This window comes from Flavivirga amylovorans (assembly GCF_030540875.1).
In the GTDB taxonomy this organism is placed as follows: Bacteria; Bacteroidota; Bacteroidia; order Flavobacteriales; family Flavobacteriaceae; genus Flavivirga; species Flavivirga amylovorans.
In genome coordinates, this window is the sequence record NZ_JAUOEM010000003.1 from 408,114 (window position 1) to 426,445 (window position 18,332).

The 18,332-nt window shown below is 31.5% G+C and carries 16 protein-coding genes; 13 read left to right on the forward strand and 3 right to left on the reverse strand.

All coding sequences use genetic code 11. The features are described from left to right. Positions 1-13 precede the first annotated feature (13 nt). The 11 genes from Q4Q39_RS10195 (at position 14) to Q4Q39_RS10245 (ending at position 13,385) form a co-directional block, all read left to right on the forward strand. Entirely contained in the window at positions 14-733 is a 720-nt protein-coding gene (locus tag Q4Q39_RS10195; protein WP_303282341.1) for a phosphoribosylaminoimidazolesuccinocarboxamide synthase, read from the forward strand. Beyond that, complete coding sequence (locus tag Q4Q39_RS10200; protein ID WP_303282342.1) at positions 733-1,425, forward strand: SDR family NAD(P)-dependent oxidoreductase; 693 nt, start codon at positions 733-735, stop codon at positions 1,423-1,425. The genes Q4Q39_RS10195 and Q4Q39_RS10200 overlap by 1 nt, the downstream gene beginning before the upstream one ends. Continuing rightward, positions 1,418-2,290 carry an HAD-IIB family hydrolase gene (locus Q4Q39_RS10205; protein ID WP_303282343.1) on the forward strand — a complete coding sequence of 291 codons (873 nt, stop codon included), beginning with the start codon at positions 1,418-1,420 and terminating at the stop codon, positions 2,288-2,290. The genes Q4Q39_RS10200 and Q4Q39_RS10205 overlap by 8 nt, the downstream gene beginning before the upstream one ends. Further along, the gene (locus Q4Q39_RS10210) at positions 2,280-3,275 is read left to right on the forward strand and encodes a hypothetical protein (protein WP_303282344.1); all 996 of its coding nucleotides are present in this window, start codon (positions 2,280-2,282) and stop codon (positions 3,273-3,275) included. Before Q4Q39_RS10205 ends, Q4Q39_RS10210 begins: the two co-directional genes overlap by 11 nt. Before the next feature lie 203 nt (positions 3,276-3,478). Next, positions 3,479-4,033: a DUF4251 domain-containing protein gene (locus Q4Q39_RS10215; protein WP_303282345.1), complete on the forward strand. Its 555-nt coding sequence runs from the start codon at positions 3,479-3,481 to the stop codon at positions 4,031-4,033. Between the two features lie 739 nt (positions 4,034-4,772). Further along, a complete protein-coding gene (locus Q4Q39_RS10220) occupies positions 4,773-7,586 on the forward strand; it encodes a M4 family metallopeptidase (protein ID WP_303282346.1) in 2,814 nt (937 codons plus the stop codon). A 300-nt stretch (positions 7,587-7,886) separates the two neighbouring features. Further along, a complete protein-coding gene (locus Q4Q39_RS10225; RefSeq protein WP_303282347.1) occupies positions 7,887-8,558 on the forward strand; it encodes a hypothetical protein in 672 nt (223 codons plus the stop codon). 5 nt (positions 8,559-8,563) lie between these two features. Further along, positions 8,564-10,282: a hypothetical protein gene (locus Q4Q39_RS10230; RefSeq protein WP_303282348.1), complete on the forward strand. Its 1,719-nt coding sequence runs from the start codon at positions 8,564-8,566 to the stop codon at positions 10,280-10,282. A gap of 6 nt (positions 10,283-10,288) precedes the next feature. Then, complete coding sequence (locus Q4Q39_RS10235) at positions 10,289-11,629, forward strand: hypothetical protein (protein WP_303282349.1); 1,341 nt, start codon at positions 10,289-10,291, stop codon at positions 11,627-11,629. A gap of 209 nt (positions 11,630-11,838) precedes the next feature. Beyond that, positions 11,839-12,615: a tRNA pseudouridine synthase A gene (locus tag Q4Q39_RS10240; protein ID WP_303282350.1), complete on the forward strand. Its 777-nt coding sequence runs from the start codon at positions 11,839-11,841 to the stop codon at positions 12,613-12,615. An 89-nt stretch (positions 12,616-12,704) separates the two neighbouring features. Further along, entirely contained in the window at positions 12,705-13,385 is a 681-nt protein-coding gene (locus Q4Q39_RS10245) for a DUF2461 domain-containing protein (protein ID WP_303282351.1), read from the forward strand. Between the two features lie 278 nt (positions 13,386-13,663). On the opposite strand, the gene Q4Q39_RS10250 is transcribed toward Q4Q39_RS10245, so the two are convergent. The 3 genes from Q4Q39_RS10250 to Q4Q39_RS10260 form a co-directional block, all read right to left on the reverse strand. Beyond that, the gene (locus Q4Q39_RS10250; protein ID WP_303282352.1) at positions 13,664-14,080 is read right to left on the reverse strand and encodes a glyoxalase; all 417 of its coding nucleotides are present in this window, start codon (positions 14,078-14,080) and stop codon (positions 13,664-13,666) included. A 229-nt stretch (positions 14,081-14,309) separates the two neighbouring features. After that, complete coding sequence (locus tag Q4Q39_RS10255) at positions 14,310-15,059, reverse strand: SDR family NAD(P)-dependent oxidoreductase (protein ID WP_303282353.1); 750 nt, start codon at positions 15,057-15,059, stop codon at positions 14,310-14,312. Positions 15,060-15,111: 52 nt separating this feature from the next. Beyond that, on the reverse strand, positions 15,112-15,693 hold the full coding sequence (locus Q4Q39_RS10260; RefSeq protein ID WP_303282354.1) for a TetR/AcrR family transcriptional regulator: 582 nt from the start codon (positions 15,691-15,693) through the stop codon (positions 15,112-15,114). 125 nt (positions 15,694-15,818) lie between these two features. Here Q4Q39_RS10260 and Q4Q39_RS10265 point away from each other — a divergent pair, with 125 nt between their 5' ends. Continuing rightward, the gene (locus tag Q4Q39_RS10265) at positions 15,819-16,706 is read left to right on the forward strand and encodes a DUF72 domain-containing protein (protein ID WP_303282355.1); all 888 of its coding nucleotides are present in this window, start codon (positions 15,819-15,821) and stop codon (positions 16,704-16,706) included. A gap of 190 nt (positions 16,707-16,896) precedes the next feature. Next, positions 16,897-18,291 (forward strand): 3-isopropylmalate dehydratase large subunit, encoded by a 1,395-nt coding sequence (gene leuC, locus Q4Q39_RS10270; RefSeq protein WP_303282356.1) that lies wholly within the window; start codon positions 16,897-16,899, stop codon positions 18,289-18,291. Positions 18,292-18,332 lie beyond the last annotated feature (41 nt).

An 18,332-nucleotide genomic window follows, 5' to 3' on the forward strand; every position in this document is an offset into this window, starting at 1 on the left:
TAAACAAAATATTATGACGACACAAACAGTTAATGACACTTTAAAAGAAGAACCAATTGTAAAAGGAAAAAGTAAGTACTTATATAATTACGATAATGATCATTATATAGCACAGTTAATCCCTTCATTATCAAGTTTTACGTATGATAGGTATGAGATGGTTGAAAAAACCCAAAATCTACGCTTAGACTTTTATGAAATGGCTGTGGCATTGCTAAACAAACATGATATTCCTACAGCATTTGTTAAACGGTTGGATGTGGATAAATATTTAACAAGAAAATGTACAAGCCCTCCTTTTGAAGTGATTGTTAAAAATAATGCTGTTGGATCTACACAAAGAAAATATCCAGGGCTTTTCCCAGATAATCATAAGTTTTCAACGCCTATAGTAAAATTTGATTATAGAATTGATCCTGAGGATATTCCTATTTCCGCAGACTATTTAAAAGCTTATGGTGAAGATCCAGATTTATTAAAAAAGTTAGCTTTAAAAACAAATGAAATCTTATGCGAATGGTTATCTCCCAATGTTTTAATAGATTTTTGTTTGATTTTTGGAACCAATAGTGATGGACAGGTTTGTATCACTTCAGAAATATCACCAGACTGCATGCGATTAAAATCTGAAGATGGATCATCTTTAGACAAAGACTTATTTAGGCAAGGTAAAAGTCATGAAGAGATTATTGATACCTGGACGCAGCTTATAGCTGATATAAAAACAAAATAATGAGTAAAAAAGTATTGTTAATTACGGGTTCAAACCGCGGTGCAGGTTATGGAATTGCTAAATATTTTTATGATCAGGGGTATGACATAATATCATTAAACAGAACATTAAAAAATGAAGCATGGCTAGGAGAAATAGAGTGCGATCTCAGCCAGTCTGACCAAATAATTGATATATGCCAGGATATGGTTATGAAATCTGTAAACATTGATGTTTGTATATTAAACGCAGCGGTTAGAAAATTATCATTTATAGAAGACATGTCTTATAAAGATTGGGAAGACTCAGTCGCCACTAATTATTCGGCAGTTTTTTATATACTAAAATCGCTTTTACCTATCTTTAAAACCTCTAAAACTTATGTAGCTGTTATTGGAAGTCATGCTGCCACACATTATTTTGATGGGGGCGTGGCATATTGTAGTACTAAAGCGGCATTAAAAGCCATGGTTGAAGTATTTATTCAAGAAACCAGAGACTATGGAATCAGAACAACTTTAATAAATGCTGGAGCAATTAATAACAGACCAAAAGGGAATGATGATAAAAAATTACAGCCAGAAAGTATAGGTAAATGTATTTTCTCGCTAGTAAACTCTAATTCTGATGTTCTTTTTGGAGAGATGGAAATTCGTCCTTCAATACCAATAAAACCAAATGAGTCAGGAATAAGTAAATTGCAATATGTATAAACAGTCAAATTTTTCTAATACTATTTTTTATTCTGATCTAGATGGCACATTATTAAACAATAAGGCCAGGTTAGCTCCAAAATGTTGTACAAACCTTAAACGATTAATAGATGAAGGACTCATGTTTAGTGTCGCGAGTGCTAGAAATTTGACTACGATTCGAGATATGTTAAACGGAATACATTTAAGCTTACCAGTTATTAGTTTGAATGGCGCATATATCTCAGATATTAATAAAATGCAGCACATTCAAATTAATAGTATTGAAAAAGATATTAAAGAAAATCTTTCTGAGTACATTCAAAAAAATAATCTAGGCGTCTTTATTTCAAATCATCAAAATAATAAAGATGGTATTTTATATTATGGATTAAAAAATTATGGAGAGCAGTGGTATTTAAAGGATCGACAAAACTGTAGAAATCAATTTTTAATGACTTCAGATAAATTATCTGAAGTCATTAAAAGTGAAATCACCTGTTTTACATTTATAGATAGAAAGGAAAATTTAGAGGTTTTAAAGCGCTTTATTCTTGAGCATTACAATCACGGAGTAAAGACACATTTGTTTGAAAATCAATATTCAAAAGGCTGGTTTTGGCTTACAGTACATAGTAACTTAGCAACTAAATCTACTGCGCTTCAGTTTATAAAAAATACTTATGGGTATACGGATAAACTTTTAACAGTATTTGGAGACGGTATTAATGATACAGAAATGTTTGAGTTAGCAGATATGGCAATTTCTGTAGATAATGCTATCCCTGCTATTAAAGAAAAATCGGATTTTGTTATCGGGAGCAATGAAGCGGGTAGTGTTGTCAATTATCTTAACCAACTAAAAAAGCAATCCGTTGAACTCTAGTCAAATCATTAATTTATGCCTTTCGGAGGAGTTGCAACAAAAATATGCCTATCAAAGAACAATAGAAACGCATATTTCTTGGATTCTATTATGCAAAGAGTATGCATTCAAAATTAAAAAACCACTCAAGCTTAAATTTCTTGATTATTCAGAAGTATCAAAAAGAGAATTCTATTGTAAAAGAGAGTTAAGTTTAAATGATCGATTTGCACCAAATGTATACTTAAACGTACTGCCTATTAATAATTACCAAAATCAATTCAAACTAGAGGGTACTCATGGTAGTGTCGTAGATTATGCTGTCATGATGAAGCGGTTAGATGATGCCTCTTTGCTTTCTAATCGTATTAAAAATGATACATTAAAAGAATTAGATATATTAAATCTTTCTACATATATCTATAAGATTCATAAAGCAGCTAATATTTGCTCAGGTTTTAGTACTAGTAAATTAGAAGAAAGATTAAATCAAGTTTTAGAGTTAAAAGATATTATTCGTGAAAAAATTGGAAATGCAGGAGTATACTTTACACAAGAAATTATTACAACATCCAGTCGTTTTTTAAAAATATATAAGGAGCTCTTCAAAAACAGAATTGAACAGAACTATATAAGGAATGTTCATGGTGATTTGCATTTTGATAATATTTTTATAGACGATCAAGACATTGTATTAATCGACTGTATAGAATTTGAAGACAGTTATTCCCAAATTGATTTGCTAGACGATGTAGCATCTATATTAGTAGATTTTGATTTCTATAAAAGACCAAATGATGCCGTAAAATTTATGAATCTATACGTGTCATATTACGATAATAGTAAATCGATAAACCAGGCTTTATTAAACTATTATAAAATGCAGCGATCGGTTACAAGGTTTAGTGTCTGTCTCTTAAAGGATGATAAAGAAAGCTTGGTTAATGCAAAAAAATATCAAGCCTTAATGAAGCAATACAAAGACCTAATCTGTAAAGCGTTTTGAGCTATTAAATTATCTAATAAATTAAAAATAAAGCAATTACATTTATTTATATTATTTAAAACTTTAATGTAGATAGAATGCGCTCTAGATAGGATGCACCAGTTCTTACTTTGTTTTATTACAGAAAATTATAAGTTTTTAACAACAAGCGTTTTAGAATATTTTGTAACTTAGAAATTGTTTAATTTCTGAATTACAATGAGATGAAATCTACATATATTATTTTCGGAATTGCTTTCATGTTTTTCTCTTGTAAAGCATCAAAATCTACTGCAACTCAAGCAGAAATAGATTTTCTTAATACTGTTGTGAAAAAGCAGATGTTCACCATTAAGTCAGATTGGGCATATCCACAAGTAACAAATGCGTTGCAGCAAGTTCTTAATTCTGGATTAATGCAACCAGGAAGCAGTGCAAGTGCTATTTCTTTAATTGGAAATTATAATTTTTTAACCATATCTAAAGATAGTGTTTCGTCTTTTTTACCATATTTTGGAGAAAGGCAGATGCAAGTTGCTTATAATGGAGGAGATAGTGCCATACAATTTGATGGAATTCTAGAAGACTATAAAGCGATTCTGAATAAGGATAATAGCTATGCCATTTCGTTTCAAGCAAGAAGTAAATCTGAAGGTTTTCAAGTGTTTATTAAAATATCGCCCAGTTTAGAGACAAATATGACTGTAAACGGTATGTCTAGATTTCCAATTAATTACTCTGGTAATTTAGAATTAATAGATGAAGATATAGCTAAATAACACGAATTTTTAGTGAGTAAAAGAGGTTAACACCCTCTTTTGCTTTTAATTATTTTAAAAGACTTATCAAATTATTGATAGGTCTTTTTTAATGAACTCATCCTGACTTTTTCTATTTCCTAAAAAACGGCTAAAATTCGCCCATATTTTGTTACTTTTCTTATGCTTAGGACTGCTATGCCTAGCAAAAAATGCCTCATCTGAACAAATTTTATCTCATTCCTGCCCTTCCGGTAGCTAGGGTGTACCCACAAATATTGATAAAATATTAATACACAAAGATAATCGATGAGAACAGACCATAGGGTAAGTCCAGACCCTTCGTAAGAATAAAGAATAAAATTTTGAAAAACAGGAGCATAGCATTGGATAGAGCTATGGAGCGACGCAAAATTTTGAGCTTGGTTCTTCTTGAACGCAGTAAAAGAAGAAATTCCTATCGAAGGGGCGTCTTTTCTTTTGTTACTTTTCTTTGGACGGGCAAAGAAAAGTAAATCATTTAATGATCTATAAATATATAACTTTTTCAAAAGATGTGGGTACACTGTAGCCGTCTGGCAGGCGGGTTCGGTTAAAAACAAAAAATCAAGATGAGTTCAATACCATAATAATATTTAAATCAAAAAGCTAAAGTGTTTTTTTGTGGTTTAACCACAAAAAAATATGAATAATCTTACGTAATTTGGAAGAACATAACTATAACAACTATTTAATATGATTAATTTAAACCAAAAACATTATGAGAAAATTTTTACGAAATTTAGAATTTATTACAAGAAGCTTTATCATTATTGTTGCACTTATAGGTGTTACACTTAATGGTATATCTCAAGAACAAATCATTAAAATTTCTAATGAAGGAACAACAACATCACAGAATGAAAAGGATGATGTGCCTGTTAATAATAAGGAATTATTAAGAAGTGAATTAAAGTTTAAACAGAATGACAAATTAATACCTGTAAGATCTGTAATTGATAATTATGGAAAGCACGAAAAGTTCCAATATTATTATAAAGGTATTAAAGTACAGGGTGTCATTGCTACAGTGCATACTAAGAATGGCAAAGCCACCGAAATCTCCACAAATTATAAGCAAATACCAGAAATAGATGTGAAAGCGTCAGTTTCTGCTAAGAATGCACTACAATCTGCAAAAGAAAAACTTAGTTTTAAAACTATAGACTTAATCTCTAAAGAATTAATTGTTCTACCCATTGATCCAGAACAAAACATATGGAAATTAGCCTATAATTTACATATTAAAGGAGCTAATTTTGATGAAGACGTTAATGTTTACATTGATGCAAAAACAGGAGACCTCATTAAAATAATTAGTAAAATAAAACATTTAGGAACGTATAGTCATGCAAATAGGCATAGCAAAAGTACAGATGCTAATAATACATTAAAACAGAAAAGCTTTGTTGATCTAGCAAAACAAGAAAAATTAGGCCCTCTAGCACCAGCAACTGGAACACTTGCTACTAGATATAGTGGAACACTTAGCTTAACAACAGATAGTTTTCAAGGTCAATATAGATTACGAGATTATTCAAGAGGTAGCGGAATAATTAATTATAATAACGCTTCTTCAGGTCAGTTTCTGCAGTATATTGATTATACAGATAGTAATAACGATTGGACGCTTGCAGAACACGATAATGCTACGAAGGATAACGCTGCTTTTGATGCGCTTTTTGCTTCTCAGGTTACTTATGATTATTTTTTAAACGAACACGGTAGGAATAGTTACGATGGGTCAGGCTCTGTGATAACTAATTTTGTAAATATACTTAATTATCAGAATGCAGGATGGAGTTCTGGAAATATGCTTTATGGTGATGGTATTTTCGGCTCAGACCCGTTAACCTCTCTTGATGTTGGTGCTCATGAAATGGGTCATGGCGTTACCGAATTTACAGCTAATTTAGATTACGAAAGAGAACAAGGCGGAATAAATGAGTCGTTAAGTGATATTTGGGCAATGAGTGTAGAGCACTACGCCAATATAAATTATGGACTTAATAAAGATCTTGACTTATTAGGGAATGACTTTGGGTATACGCTAAGATCAATGGCAAACCCAAAAGCATATGGACAACCAGACACTTATAGAGGAACAAATTGGGTTGCAGCTACTGTTTCAGAAGGGTGTAGCGTTCCTCAAGGTGGAGCAGGAGGTAATGACTATTGTGGCGTACACACCAATAGCGGAGTAGGTAATTTTTGGTATTACACGCTTACATTGGGAGGTTCAGGGATAAATGATAATGCAGATAGTTACTCAGTAACAGCTATTGGTATTGATAAAGGCGGGAATATTGTTTATGCTTCACTTCAATATTTAACACCTACCTCTCAATATGCAGACTTTAGAGCTGCGACCATTCAGGCTGCACAAGACCTATACGGAGCAGATTCACAAGAAGAAATTCAAGTAACTAATGCGTGGTACGCAGTTGGAGTTGGTGCTGCTTATTCTGGCAATACAGGAGATACACAAGCGCCAACGGTACCTACAGGGCTTACTTCTTCTAATATTACAGCTTCTGGTTTTGATATGTCATGGAATGCTTCAACAGATAACGTTGAAGTGACAGAATATGAGGTGTTTATAGATGGTGCAAGTAGTGGTTTAACGACAACAACATCCTATACTGCTTCTGGTTTAAATAATAACACAACATATGCCGTAACTGTAATTGCAAAAGATGCTGCGGGTAATCAATCTGGTTTAAGCAATTCAATAGATGTAACGACATTGCAAGGTAATGGTGGAGGTTGTACGAATGCAACATACAATTCGGATGATTTCGAGGGAGGGTTCTTTTCAAGTATTTGGAATGATGGAGGATCTGATGCCAGAATAAGTACAAGTGATCAAGCGTTCGCTAATTCCGGAATTCGATGTGTTAGGCTTAGAGATGATCAAAACAGTGCAAATATCACTACAGATAATCTTGATTTATCATCATTTGAAGAACTTACAGTTACTTTTAGTTACATTACTGCTGGTTTAGAAAATGGAGAAGGTTTTTCATTACAAATTTCTACTAATGGAGGGGCTTCTTTTAATTTAGAAGAATCCTGGACTCGTGGAAATGAGTTTGCTTCTAATAACTCTAGGCAAAGTGGTACAGCAACAATTTCTGGCCCATTTACAAGTACAACCAAATTAAGATTCAAGCACAATGCAAGTATAAATAATGATAGAAGTTATTTAGATGATGTTGTGATTGAAGGCTGTTCAAATGGAACTTCAAATATTATCGCGTCTAATAATGTAAATAATTTTACAGAGACTAGTATTGAAGAATCAAAACCTGCTATAGAAAGCATTAAGGCATATCCAATTCCTGTAAACCAAATTTTGAATATTAAAAACGTTCCAGTAAAAAGTAATTTAAAATTACTAAGTATTTCTGGGCAGTTGCTTATAGAGGCAAAAGGGGAATCTCAAATAGATATGTCTGGATTTAAAACGGGAATCTATATATTACAGATTAATACAGAAGAGCAAACTAAATTCATTAAAGTTGTTAAGAAATAGCAACAAGATGTTCGTATACTATTTAAGTATAAGATGTCCTTTTGATATTTAGATAATAAGAAGGGTTGTGATAAAATTCATAACCCTTCTTAAGTTATTTATGTAATGTTCATAATGATAGAGCAGATTGTAAACGGATTTCTCTAATATGACCTATATAGGCAACTGGTGTTTGTCCTGTAGCAGATTTAATTTTTCTAACTAAACTACGTTTGCTGATAGAGTATTTCGTTAAAAATAATTATACCCTAAAGTTATTAATTGTAACAATTCTATTAAATTTGCTACTCATAAATTGTGATGCGCAAGAAGATATTTAAAGTTTTTCTTTTGGGATTGTTTAGTTTCTGTACTAGCTGTTTCGAAATTATAGAAGAGGTTAGTTTCAATAAAGATGGTTCGGGTCATGTTACACTCACCATGAATCTAAGCCAGAGTAAAACGAAGTTAAATTCTATGATGCTACTTGATAGCGTTAACAATTATAAGGTACCTTCTAAAACAGAGATTAAAAATAAAATAGCTCAAGTCATCCAGAAAGTAAAACAAATTGAAGGTATTTCAAACGTTCAAAATTCTTCTAATTTTAACGAATATATTTTTGTGGTTTCTTGTGATTTTACAAATGTTGAAGCCTTAAATATGGTAATCTCTAATTTTAGCTCAAAAAAAGAGGCAGCCATCATAAAACAACAAAAGCATTTTAGTTTCGATACATCTAAAAATACGTTTACAAGAAACTATCATTATGATCTTTCCAAAGCATTTGAAAAAACAAACATGGAAGATCGTAAGGTGTTCGAAACGGCTACAATGACTACTATTTATCGTTTTGAAAGCCCAATTGTTTCATCAAAAAATCCCACTGCTAAAATATCAGGGAGTAAAAAAGCAATTATGCTAAAGGTGAATGCTCAAGATGTCATTAAAAATAAAAATTCAATCAAAAACCAAATAAAACTACTCAAGTAATTATCATGAAAAAAAACCTACTATTAGCGGCTGTTTTTATATCATTTGTAAGTATAGCGCAAAACATTGAAAGCAAAATACCAAGCAGCTCAGAGGCCGTTATTTCCATAAATGGAGATCGTATAATCGAGTTGATTTCCATTACCGAATTTGATAATTTTAATTTTGCTAAAAAAATATTTAAAAAGGTAAATAGAAAAACGGATTCTACTTTTATTGTGTCTAGTATTAAAGACCTCGGGTTCGACATAAACTCAAAAGCATTTTACTTTTATACGAGAACAGATAGTATCAGTTATCATAATTTTTTAGTTAAGTTGACCGATAAAAATAAGTTTGAAAGCTTATTGTCTACAAGGGATAAAGAAAAAATCATTTCAGAAGGAGGACTACATATCATGGCAGATAACAGTTCCATTACCGTATGGAATGATAACTTACTTTTATTTACAGGGTATGAAAAGCATTATAACTACTTTAAAGAAAATGAAGAACGCTTTATGGCCGAACCAGAAAATGAAGGGGTATCATATTATAAAGTGAAGAAAAAAATCACTTCTCGATGGACCAAAGCACATGCTCTAAATATTTTTAAAGGACATGGGGGAACTTCTATTTCAAATAGTAAAAACTATATAGCAAGTAAAGATAAAAATGCAGTAGCATCTGTTTGGGTTCAAAACTACAGTCAATTAATTTTTGGAGCTATGTCTGGTATCTATAATAAAATGGGTGTTTCAAGTCTAGACGCATTAAAGTCTGCATCCAATTTATACGGGGTTAAAAGTATAACGGCTAATTTATATTTTGATGAAGAAGCTACTAGATTGACTACCCAAATGGAAGTGAGTTCTGAATGGCAAAAGACATTTAAAAGTTTCTATAATTCTAAAATGAACAAGAACTTTTATAATTATTTCAATCAGAATGATATCTTGGCTTATATGAGCTTTTCTATGAATACACAGGCGCTTCTGGAAGAATACCCTGCATTAATGACGAGCATGTATGGTGGAATTATGCCAAATTATAAGGAGGAAGTGAACCTAAGCGGCGAATTTTTATCTCTTTTATTAGATGAAGAAGCCATAGGGGAATTAATGACTGGTGATATGTTATTTGTGTTGAATGATTTTGGAGAGAAAGAAGTAACCTATACAACATACGAATACGACGAGAATTATAAAAGCAAAGAAGTAACAAAGACAAAAAAAGAAGTCGTACCCGATTTTATGATCATGATTGGGTCTAAAAAAGAAGCCTTGCTAAATAAGGTTGTTCGTTTAGGTATTAAACATAAACTAATTGCAAATAAAGAAGGTTATTATAAGATAAATGTACCCAAAAAAGACATGCCATTCGATTTATATGTGGTAGTGAAAAATGATATTTTATTCTTTACTAGCTCTGAGGAGAAAATCTCGAATATTGTGAATAACCGCTATGTTAAGAATTTAGGAAAGCATCAAAAACTAATAAAAAATAATAGCTCTGTATTTTATATAAATGGGGAGAAACTAATATCTAAAGTCCCAGTTTCAGAACTAAGCAGGAAAGAGCGTAGATATTTTGATTATGCCAAGGACAATCTTAAAGATGCCTATTTTAAATCCTCTAAGATGAAAGGAAATAAAATACAATCAGAAATAAAAATCAATACGTCAAATTCTCATGGAAATTCATTAAACGTATTTTTTAATCTTATTGAAGCTCTAGCTAAGTAAAGGTAAATGAAAAAAAAGCTAGGTTATCTTTTATTGGCTATTACTATTGCGGTTCTGGTACTATATCTTTTTAGGTATAAGCGTTCTTTAATAATAGAAAATAAAATCCCGATTACCGCTACCGAGATCTTGCAAATTGATCTTCGACAAATAGAACATCATTTGTTAGTTGATGCGATTAAGAATCCATTTAAATACATTAGCTTTAAGTCTAAAGAAGAAAAACACAAATCATCATTCAACAACGCATTTGTTATTCCAAGAAACCTGTTTTTTTTCTCCAACAAATCTAATTTTAAAGGAGCTTGGTTTAGTAATGCCATAAAGATTAAAGATCATACTGAACTTAGAGATTGTTTGTTGCAAGAAGGGTTTAAAGAATCTACAGATAAAAAACTGGAATTGTTTAGTAAGGGTAAAATTGTGATAGCGGTATCTGGTGAAAAGGTTTTAATTGTATATAAAAAGCAACAACATACATCTGTAAATACAGCTATTCAAACTGTTTTTAAAGAAACTAATTTTTATAAAAAAGACAAGGATCTACTCAAGCTAATTTCGAATTCAAAAAGTGATATTACCTATGCCAGTTTAGATGACGATCTTTTAGAAGCAGATTTTAAAAAGGGCCTTTTTGAAATTAAAGGAACGCTCCGTTCTAATCTATTTATAACAGATACTTACTTTAAGCATTCCGACAATTCAATTGGATTTTTTGCAAGTAAAATAAATAAAGATCATCATCTCTTCAGCTCTTTTATATTGGATAAGAACAAGAAGAAATTCGACAATTTCACAAAACTATCGATGGATTCTATTGTTGATAATTGGAATGGAAATATAACGTTTAATTTAAAAGCTATTACTAAAGAAGTTGATACTATTGTTACGTATGAGTACGATGATGATTTTAATAAAATAGAGAAAAAATCTGTTCAAAAGCTTAATACCCCAAATACGACAATTACTTTAGGAAATGAGGCTAATCTATACGAGTATTTTTATAAAAATAAAGCCATACAAATTATTGAAAATGACACACTTTTTGCAAGTATACCTATTTATAAAATGTATGCAAGAAGACAAGATAGTCGCTTAACTATTTTTACTAAAAAGCAGTTTCGTAGTGATTTGTTAAAAGAAGAAACGTATAAATTAAAAGCTTATATAGATATTAATGGTTATTTAGCAAACCCATTAGAGTTTTCTTTAACACCTATTAAAAAGGACTATTTGCAATTGTTAAGGCATGCTTCGGCCAAACTAACAATAAATGATGAGTTATTGATACAAGTGAGCTTGAAGGAGCATAGTCGTAATTTTCTTGGTCAATTTATAAAGCCTTAATCGGGATCTGTTTTATTGTTTATATACTATGGTGCTGGGATTAAAAGAACTACCATCAATGCTTCTTGCTAATCAAAAGTGATTCCTTTTTGTGTTACTGTTACAAACTTCATTCTAGAGTGTTTAGTGAATTAATTAGACATACGGGATATAAATTTTTGTCACAATTAATAAAGAACGTATTTTTCGACCCTGATTTAAATTAAAAAATGAAAAAATATTTTTACGTTTTTACTATCCAATATTTAGGATATCGTTTTCACGGTTGGCAGAAGCAGCCCAATGTAAAAACGCTTCATTTGATGGTAGACAGAACTTTAAATTTTATTCTTGAAGGCAAGCGATTTAAGAGTTTAAGTTCTGGTAGAACAGATGCTATGGTATCTGCCGAAAATGCTGCCTTTGAATTGTTTCTGTTTGACCCTATTGAAGATCATGAAGCTTTTTTAGACCTTTTTAATCATAACCTGCCTCAAGATATAAGAGCGACTAGTATACGAGAAGTAAACGCAGAGTTTAATATCATAAACCACTCAAAAATTAAAGAATATCTTTATTTGTTTACTTTCGGAGAAAAATGCCATCCATTTTGTGCTCCAATCATGACAACCATCCTTGATGATCTGGATATTCATGTTATGAAACAAGCTGCTAAACTTTTTGAAGGTGAACACTATTTTAAATCATATTGCTATAAGCCTACAGATCAAGGTATTTATAATAGAGAAATTTTACTATGCGAATTAGTAGAGAACACGATTTATTCAGCTAATTTTTTTCCTAAAAACTCTTATATATTAAGAGTGAAAGGAAAAGGATTTATGAGAAACCAGATACGATTAATGATGGGAACACTAATCGATTTAGGAAAAGGCAAACTAACAATAGAGGCTATTAAAACAAGCCTATTACCCAATAACAATACAAGAATGGAGTATATAGCACCTGCATCAGGACTAATTCTTAACAAGATTGAATTTGAATAATTAAGTGATTTTTGTAATTTACCTCACATTATATTAAAGCGCTAACCAAATTTTAACACGATAATCAATTTTTAAAATACATAATAAACATGAGTGTAACTGTTCCAAAAGAAGCATTAGATTTTTTCAAAAAATTAGAAAAAAATAACAATAGAGATTGGTTTAATGAAAGAAAGAAAGAATTTAAGACCATGGAAGCGGAGGTTAAACAAGTCTATAACTCGATTTTCGATACTCTTAACACACATGACGAAGTTGATAAGATAAAAATGTTTAGAATTTATAGAGACGTACGTTTTTCAAAAAACAAAGATCCTTATAAAACACATTTTGGAGGGTCGTTTCATAGAACAAAGCCTAGATTAAGAGGAGGTTACTATCTTCACATTCAGCCAAATAATGAAAGCTTTATTGCTACAGGTTTTTGGGAACCAGCTCCAGCGGATTTATTGCGTATTAGAAAAGAATTCGAAATGGACGATAGCGAAATTCGTGAGATACTAGCCAATAAAAAGTTCAACACTGTTTGGGGTGATAGTTTTGTTGGTGACGAGGTGAAAACAGCTCCAAAAGGCTTTAGCAAAGAACATAAAGCGATTGATCTGATAAAAAAGAAACAATATATATTCACTAAGAAGTATACAGATAAAGACGTTCTGGATGCTAACTTCATAAAAAACGTAAACGAGTCATTTAAGGCTATTAGACCTTATTTTGATTATATGAGTGATGTGCTCACCACAGATTTAAATGGTGTTTCTTTAATTTAACTTGTCATTTCGAGACCTTGAAAATTTTTTTATCAAGCGTATGAAATGACGTTATCAGATGTCATTCAGAAGGAGGAACGACTGAAGAATCTCTAGAAATTTATCCAAAGATTCTTCGCTTTAGCCTGTCTTGAGCGAAGTCGAAAGGCTCTGACAAATAACTTTAAATTAACCACTTATAAAATAACGTCAATGGTAGGAGAGAATCGACGTGGTAATCTTTCTAGTTCAACTAAATATCACTTGAATTTGTATGCCCCCCTCAGAATCTTTTTAATCTATACAGCAGTAAGCAACTCTGGTTTTTCGAAAAGTTGAATATTACTAAGAATGCGTTCTTTAACAATACGCATCATCCGTTTATTTAAAGCAGATGAATTTAGTATATATAACTCATATTCTTCAACAGTAAATTGTCCAATAATCATACCTTTTAAAGAATTTCTGAACTTCATATCTCTTTGAATCGCATTTTCAATATAGGAAATTCGTTTCTCTATAGATAAATCATAAAAACCTGATTTATGTTTAACAATATAGTTTTTAAAAACCGCTATGAGCAAATCACTTTGCAACTTTACTATGGGTCTTAAAACTAAGTTTTGAAAACGCTCATCACCACTCATCGTATCATTAATAGTAGTAGAAAGAACTTCTGGACGAATACTTTTTAGGTTAAATTGTCTTGTGTTCATGATATTGGTTTTTATAAAAGTATCGATTATTGAAACTAAAAAAAAACCAGATAGCTCATAATTGTTAACGATCTTATCAACAAAAAGACTGAAAACACTTGTTTTCAGTCTTTTATGTGTGGTTTGTCATTCAAGATACAGACTCGTAATTTCTATTGAAATTACCTTTAAAGTGAAATTTCAACAAAATTCATTAATTTAAATAATGGACAAATGATTAAAATGAACGTTAGATTTGACTCATACCTCCATCAATTTCTAATTCAACACCATTTATATAAGAAGCATCATCAGAAGCTAAGAACAATGCTGTTTTTGCTATTTCTTCAGAAGTTCCAAAGCGGCCTAGAGGTACCATCGCTGCGAACCCGTTTCCCGTTTCCTCTAAAACGTCTTCTGGCAATCCCATTTTTCCGTAAATAGGAGTATCAATTGGTCCTGGAGCTATAGTATTTACACGTATACCTCTAGATTTTACTTCCGATGTTAATACTTTTGAATAAGCACGTAAAGCACCTTTACTAGCAGAGTATACTCCAAAACCATCAAAAGCTTTTTGATTAACAATAGAGCCAGTAAACAATATAGTACCGCCATCATTTAAATGTGGCAAAGCTTCTTTTGTAGCTAGAATAGGGCCTTTTACATTCGTGTTAAAAACATCATTATAATGATGTTCGTCAATCGTTTCAGTAGGAGCAATAGGGGCAATGCCTGCATTTAGAAATAAAATATCTATGTTCCCGAATCTGTCTGTTGCTTCTTTTATAAGTTTGGTATTGTCTTCTGCTTTAGAGACATCAGCCAAAACCGTAATAAAATCGCCTTCCAATGTTTCTTTTACTTCATTTAAAGCTTCTTGTCGTCTACCGGAAATAACAACTTTAGCGCCTTCTTTTAAAAATAATTTGGCAGTTGCTAAGCCAATTCCACTGTTTGCGCCAGTTATAACGGCGACTTTGTTTTTCAATTTACTCATGATTTATATATTTTTATTTGAAATGATCGTTCCAAATAAGGTTAAAAAAAAATTAAATTAATGTTTGTATAATAATTTTTGCAATAGTTTGCAATGCTTTCTTGTTTGAAATTAAAATTCCAGCAGTTCTAAACCCCTGAATAGATGAAAATAAATACAAAGCATATTCATTAGGAGTTCTATTTAGATTGATCATAGATTCTTCCTGGCCTTTACTAACTAAGTCTTCAAGAAAACCAATAAAAGAATTTTGATTGGAAGACAAAAAATTAATAATAGATGCTTCTTGATTTGCCATTTCAGATGTGCAATTAGTAATCAAACATCCCTTGTCATCTTTGTCTTCAATAATTTCTTTCAAATAAAAATCAAAAAGAAGTTCAATAGCATGCAATGAATTATCAGCTTTATTTAAAGTCTTAGATATTTTAATCAAATACGTATCTTGGTATGATTTCAAACATTCTAAAAATAAATCTAATTTGTTTCCAAAAGAGTTATATATACTTGATCTGTTAAGAGTCGTAGCATCTACTAAATCTTGCATAGATGTGGCATTATAACCCTTGTCATGAAAGACTTTTGTAGCCTTTTTTAAGACTAACTCTTTATCAAATGTTTCTACTTTTGGCATATTTATTTGAAATGAACGTTCCAAATATATAAAATATTTTAGAATCAATTGTTAAATTTTTGTTATTCTAAAGAAATCAATAAAAATAACTTCAAAATATTTACTTTTGAATAAACTAGTATACTATGAAATTTGGAAGTGTAGAGAATCCCGAAATAATTGATTTTACTTTGCCTAAAGACCATTTGGACACAAATAAAGTGTTAAACAAAATAAAAGATGATAACATTCCCGAAATTTATGTTGGTTGTGCAAAATGGAATAGGGCAGACCTTAAAGGGTTTTATCCAAGAGGCACTAAAGATGAGCTAACTTACTATTCAAGGCAATTCAATTCTATTGAGTTAAATGCTACATTTTATAGAATTTTTCCAGCGGAACAATTTGCTACATGGTATGATAAAACACCATCTGGATTTAAATTCTTTCCTAAATTAAATCAAGAAATAAGTCATTGGAAACGATTAAATGAAACGCAGGCTATTGTTGAAAACTATTTATACAATGCTTCTAATTTAAAAGAAAAACTAGGAACTATTTTTTTACAAATGCATAGTAATTTTGCCCCGAAAGATTTTAATAGGGTAGTCACTTTCGTGGAAAATTGGCCAAAAGAAATGCCTTTAGCAATTGAATTTAGACATACAAATTGGTATAACGATACTACTATAGCCGAAGAATTGTACCAACTATTAGAAGAGAACAACATTTCTAATGCTATTGTAGATACCGCCGGAAGACGTGATTTAATGCATATGCGTTTAACCAATGCCACAGCATTTATCAGGTATGTTGGAGCTAATCACGAAACAGACTATTCTCGTTTAGATGATTGGGTAAAACGTTTGAAAATTTGGAAAGATTCTGGAATTAAGGAAATTGATTTTTTTATTCATCAAAACATAGAAAAAGAATCCCCTTTATTATCTGCCTATTTTATAAAAAAATTAAATAGCGAATTAGGCTATACGCTTACCATTCCTAATGAAAGCAAACAACAAACGTTACTTTAATATCCTGTTTTAAAATTATAAGCTATTTTAATAATCTGTTGCATTTTATTTAAAAAACAGACTATTCATTAGTTATTTTATAAAAATTTAATACCAAAGTGTCTTATTCACCTAAAAGACTGCAATAAAAAGTAGTTTTTTATAAATTTGCTTACCTGTAATATACAATACATTAATTTTAAAATATTTTATGAGTAAATCATTATTTGACAAAGTGTGGGATTCGCATGTTGTAAGAAAGATTGAAGACGGACCAGACGTATTCTTTATAGACCGTCATTTTATACACGAAGTAACAAGTCCAGTAGCATTTTTAGGCTTAAAAAGTAGAGGACTAAGCGTTCTGTACCCTGAGCGTACATTTGCTACGGCAGATCATAATACACCAACTATTAATCAACATTTACCTGTTGAAGATCCATTATCTGCAAATCAGTTAAAAGCTTTAGAGGATAACTCTAACGAATATGGTATTAGCCACTGGGGACTTGGTCATAAAAAAAATGGTATTGTTCACGTTGTAGGGCCTGAGAATGGTATTACATTTCCTGGAGCAACCATAGTTTGTGGAGATTCACATACATCAACTCACGGAGCATTTGGTGCCATAGCCTTTGGTATTGGTACTTCTGAAGTTGAAATGGTATTATCGACACAATGTATCATGCAGCCAAAACCTAAAAAAATGCGCATTAATGTAAATGGGCAATTAGGAAAAGGTGTGACGCCTAAAGATGTGGCGCTTTATATTATTTCAAAATTAACAACGTCTGGTGCTACAGGTTATTTTGTAGAATATGCTGGCGATGTTTTTGAAAACATGACCATGGAAGGTCGTATGACCGTTTGTAACTTATCTATCGAGATGGGTGCTCGTGGAGGGATGATCGCTCCAGATGACACCACTTTTGAATATTTAAAAGATAAGCCTTTATCTCCAAAAGGAGATGATTGGGATAAGGCAGTGGCACATTGGAAAACGTTAAAAACTGAAGAAGGCGCAACGTTCGATAAAGAATTAACATTCTTAGCCAGCGATATAGAACCCATGATTACTTATGGTACAAATCCAGGTATGGGTATTGGTATTTCAAATAACATTCCTAATGCTGATGCTGTTGAAGGAGGTGTTGCTACATACAAAAAGTCGTTAGATTACATGGGCTATGAAGAAAACGATTCTATGCTTGGTAAAAAGATCGATTATGTGTTTTTAGGAAGTTGTACTAACGGTAGAATTGAAGATTTTAGAGCATTTGCTTCTATAGTAAAAGGAAAACAAAAAGCAGATCATGTTACAGCTTGGTTAGTTCCTGGTTCTCACGAAGTAGAAGACAAGATTAAAGAAGAAGGTATTTTAGACATTATTACTGAAGCTGGATTTGTATTGAGACAACCTGGTTGTTCTGCATGTTTAGCAATGAATGATGATAAAGTTCCTGCTGGAAAATATGCAGTAAGTACCTCTAATAGAAACTTTGAAGGCCGTCAAGGCCCAGGATCCAGAACATTACTTGCCAGTCCATTAGTTGCAGCTGCAGCTGCTGTTACAGGGGTAGTAACCGATCCAAGAGACTTATTGTAATCCCCAAAGGGGACTTTTGAAGGATTCAAATAAAATATAAT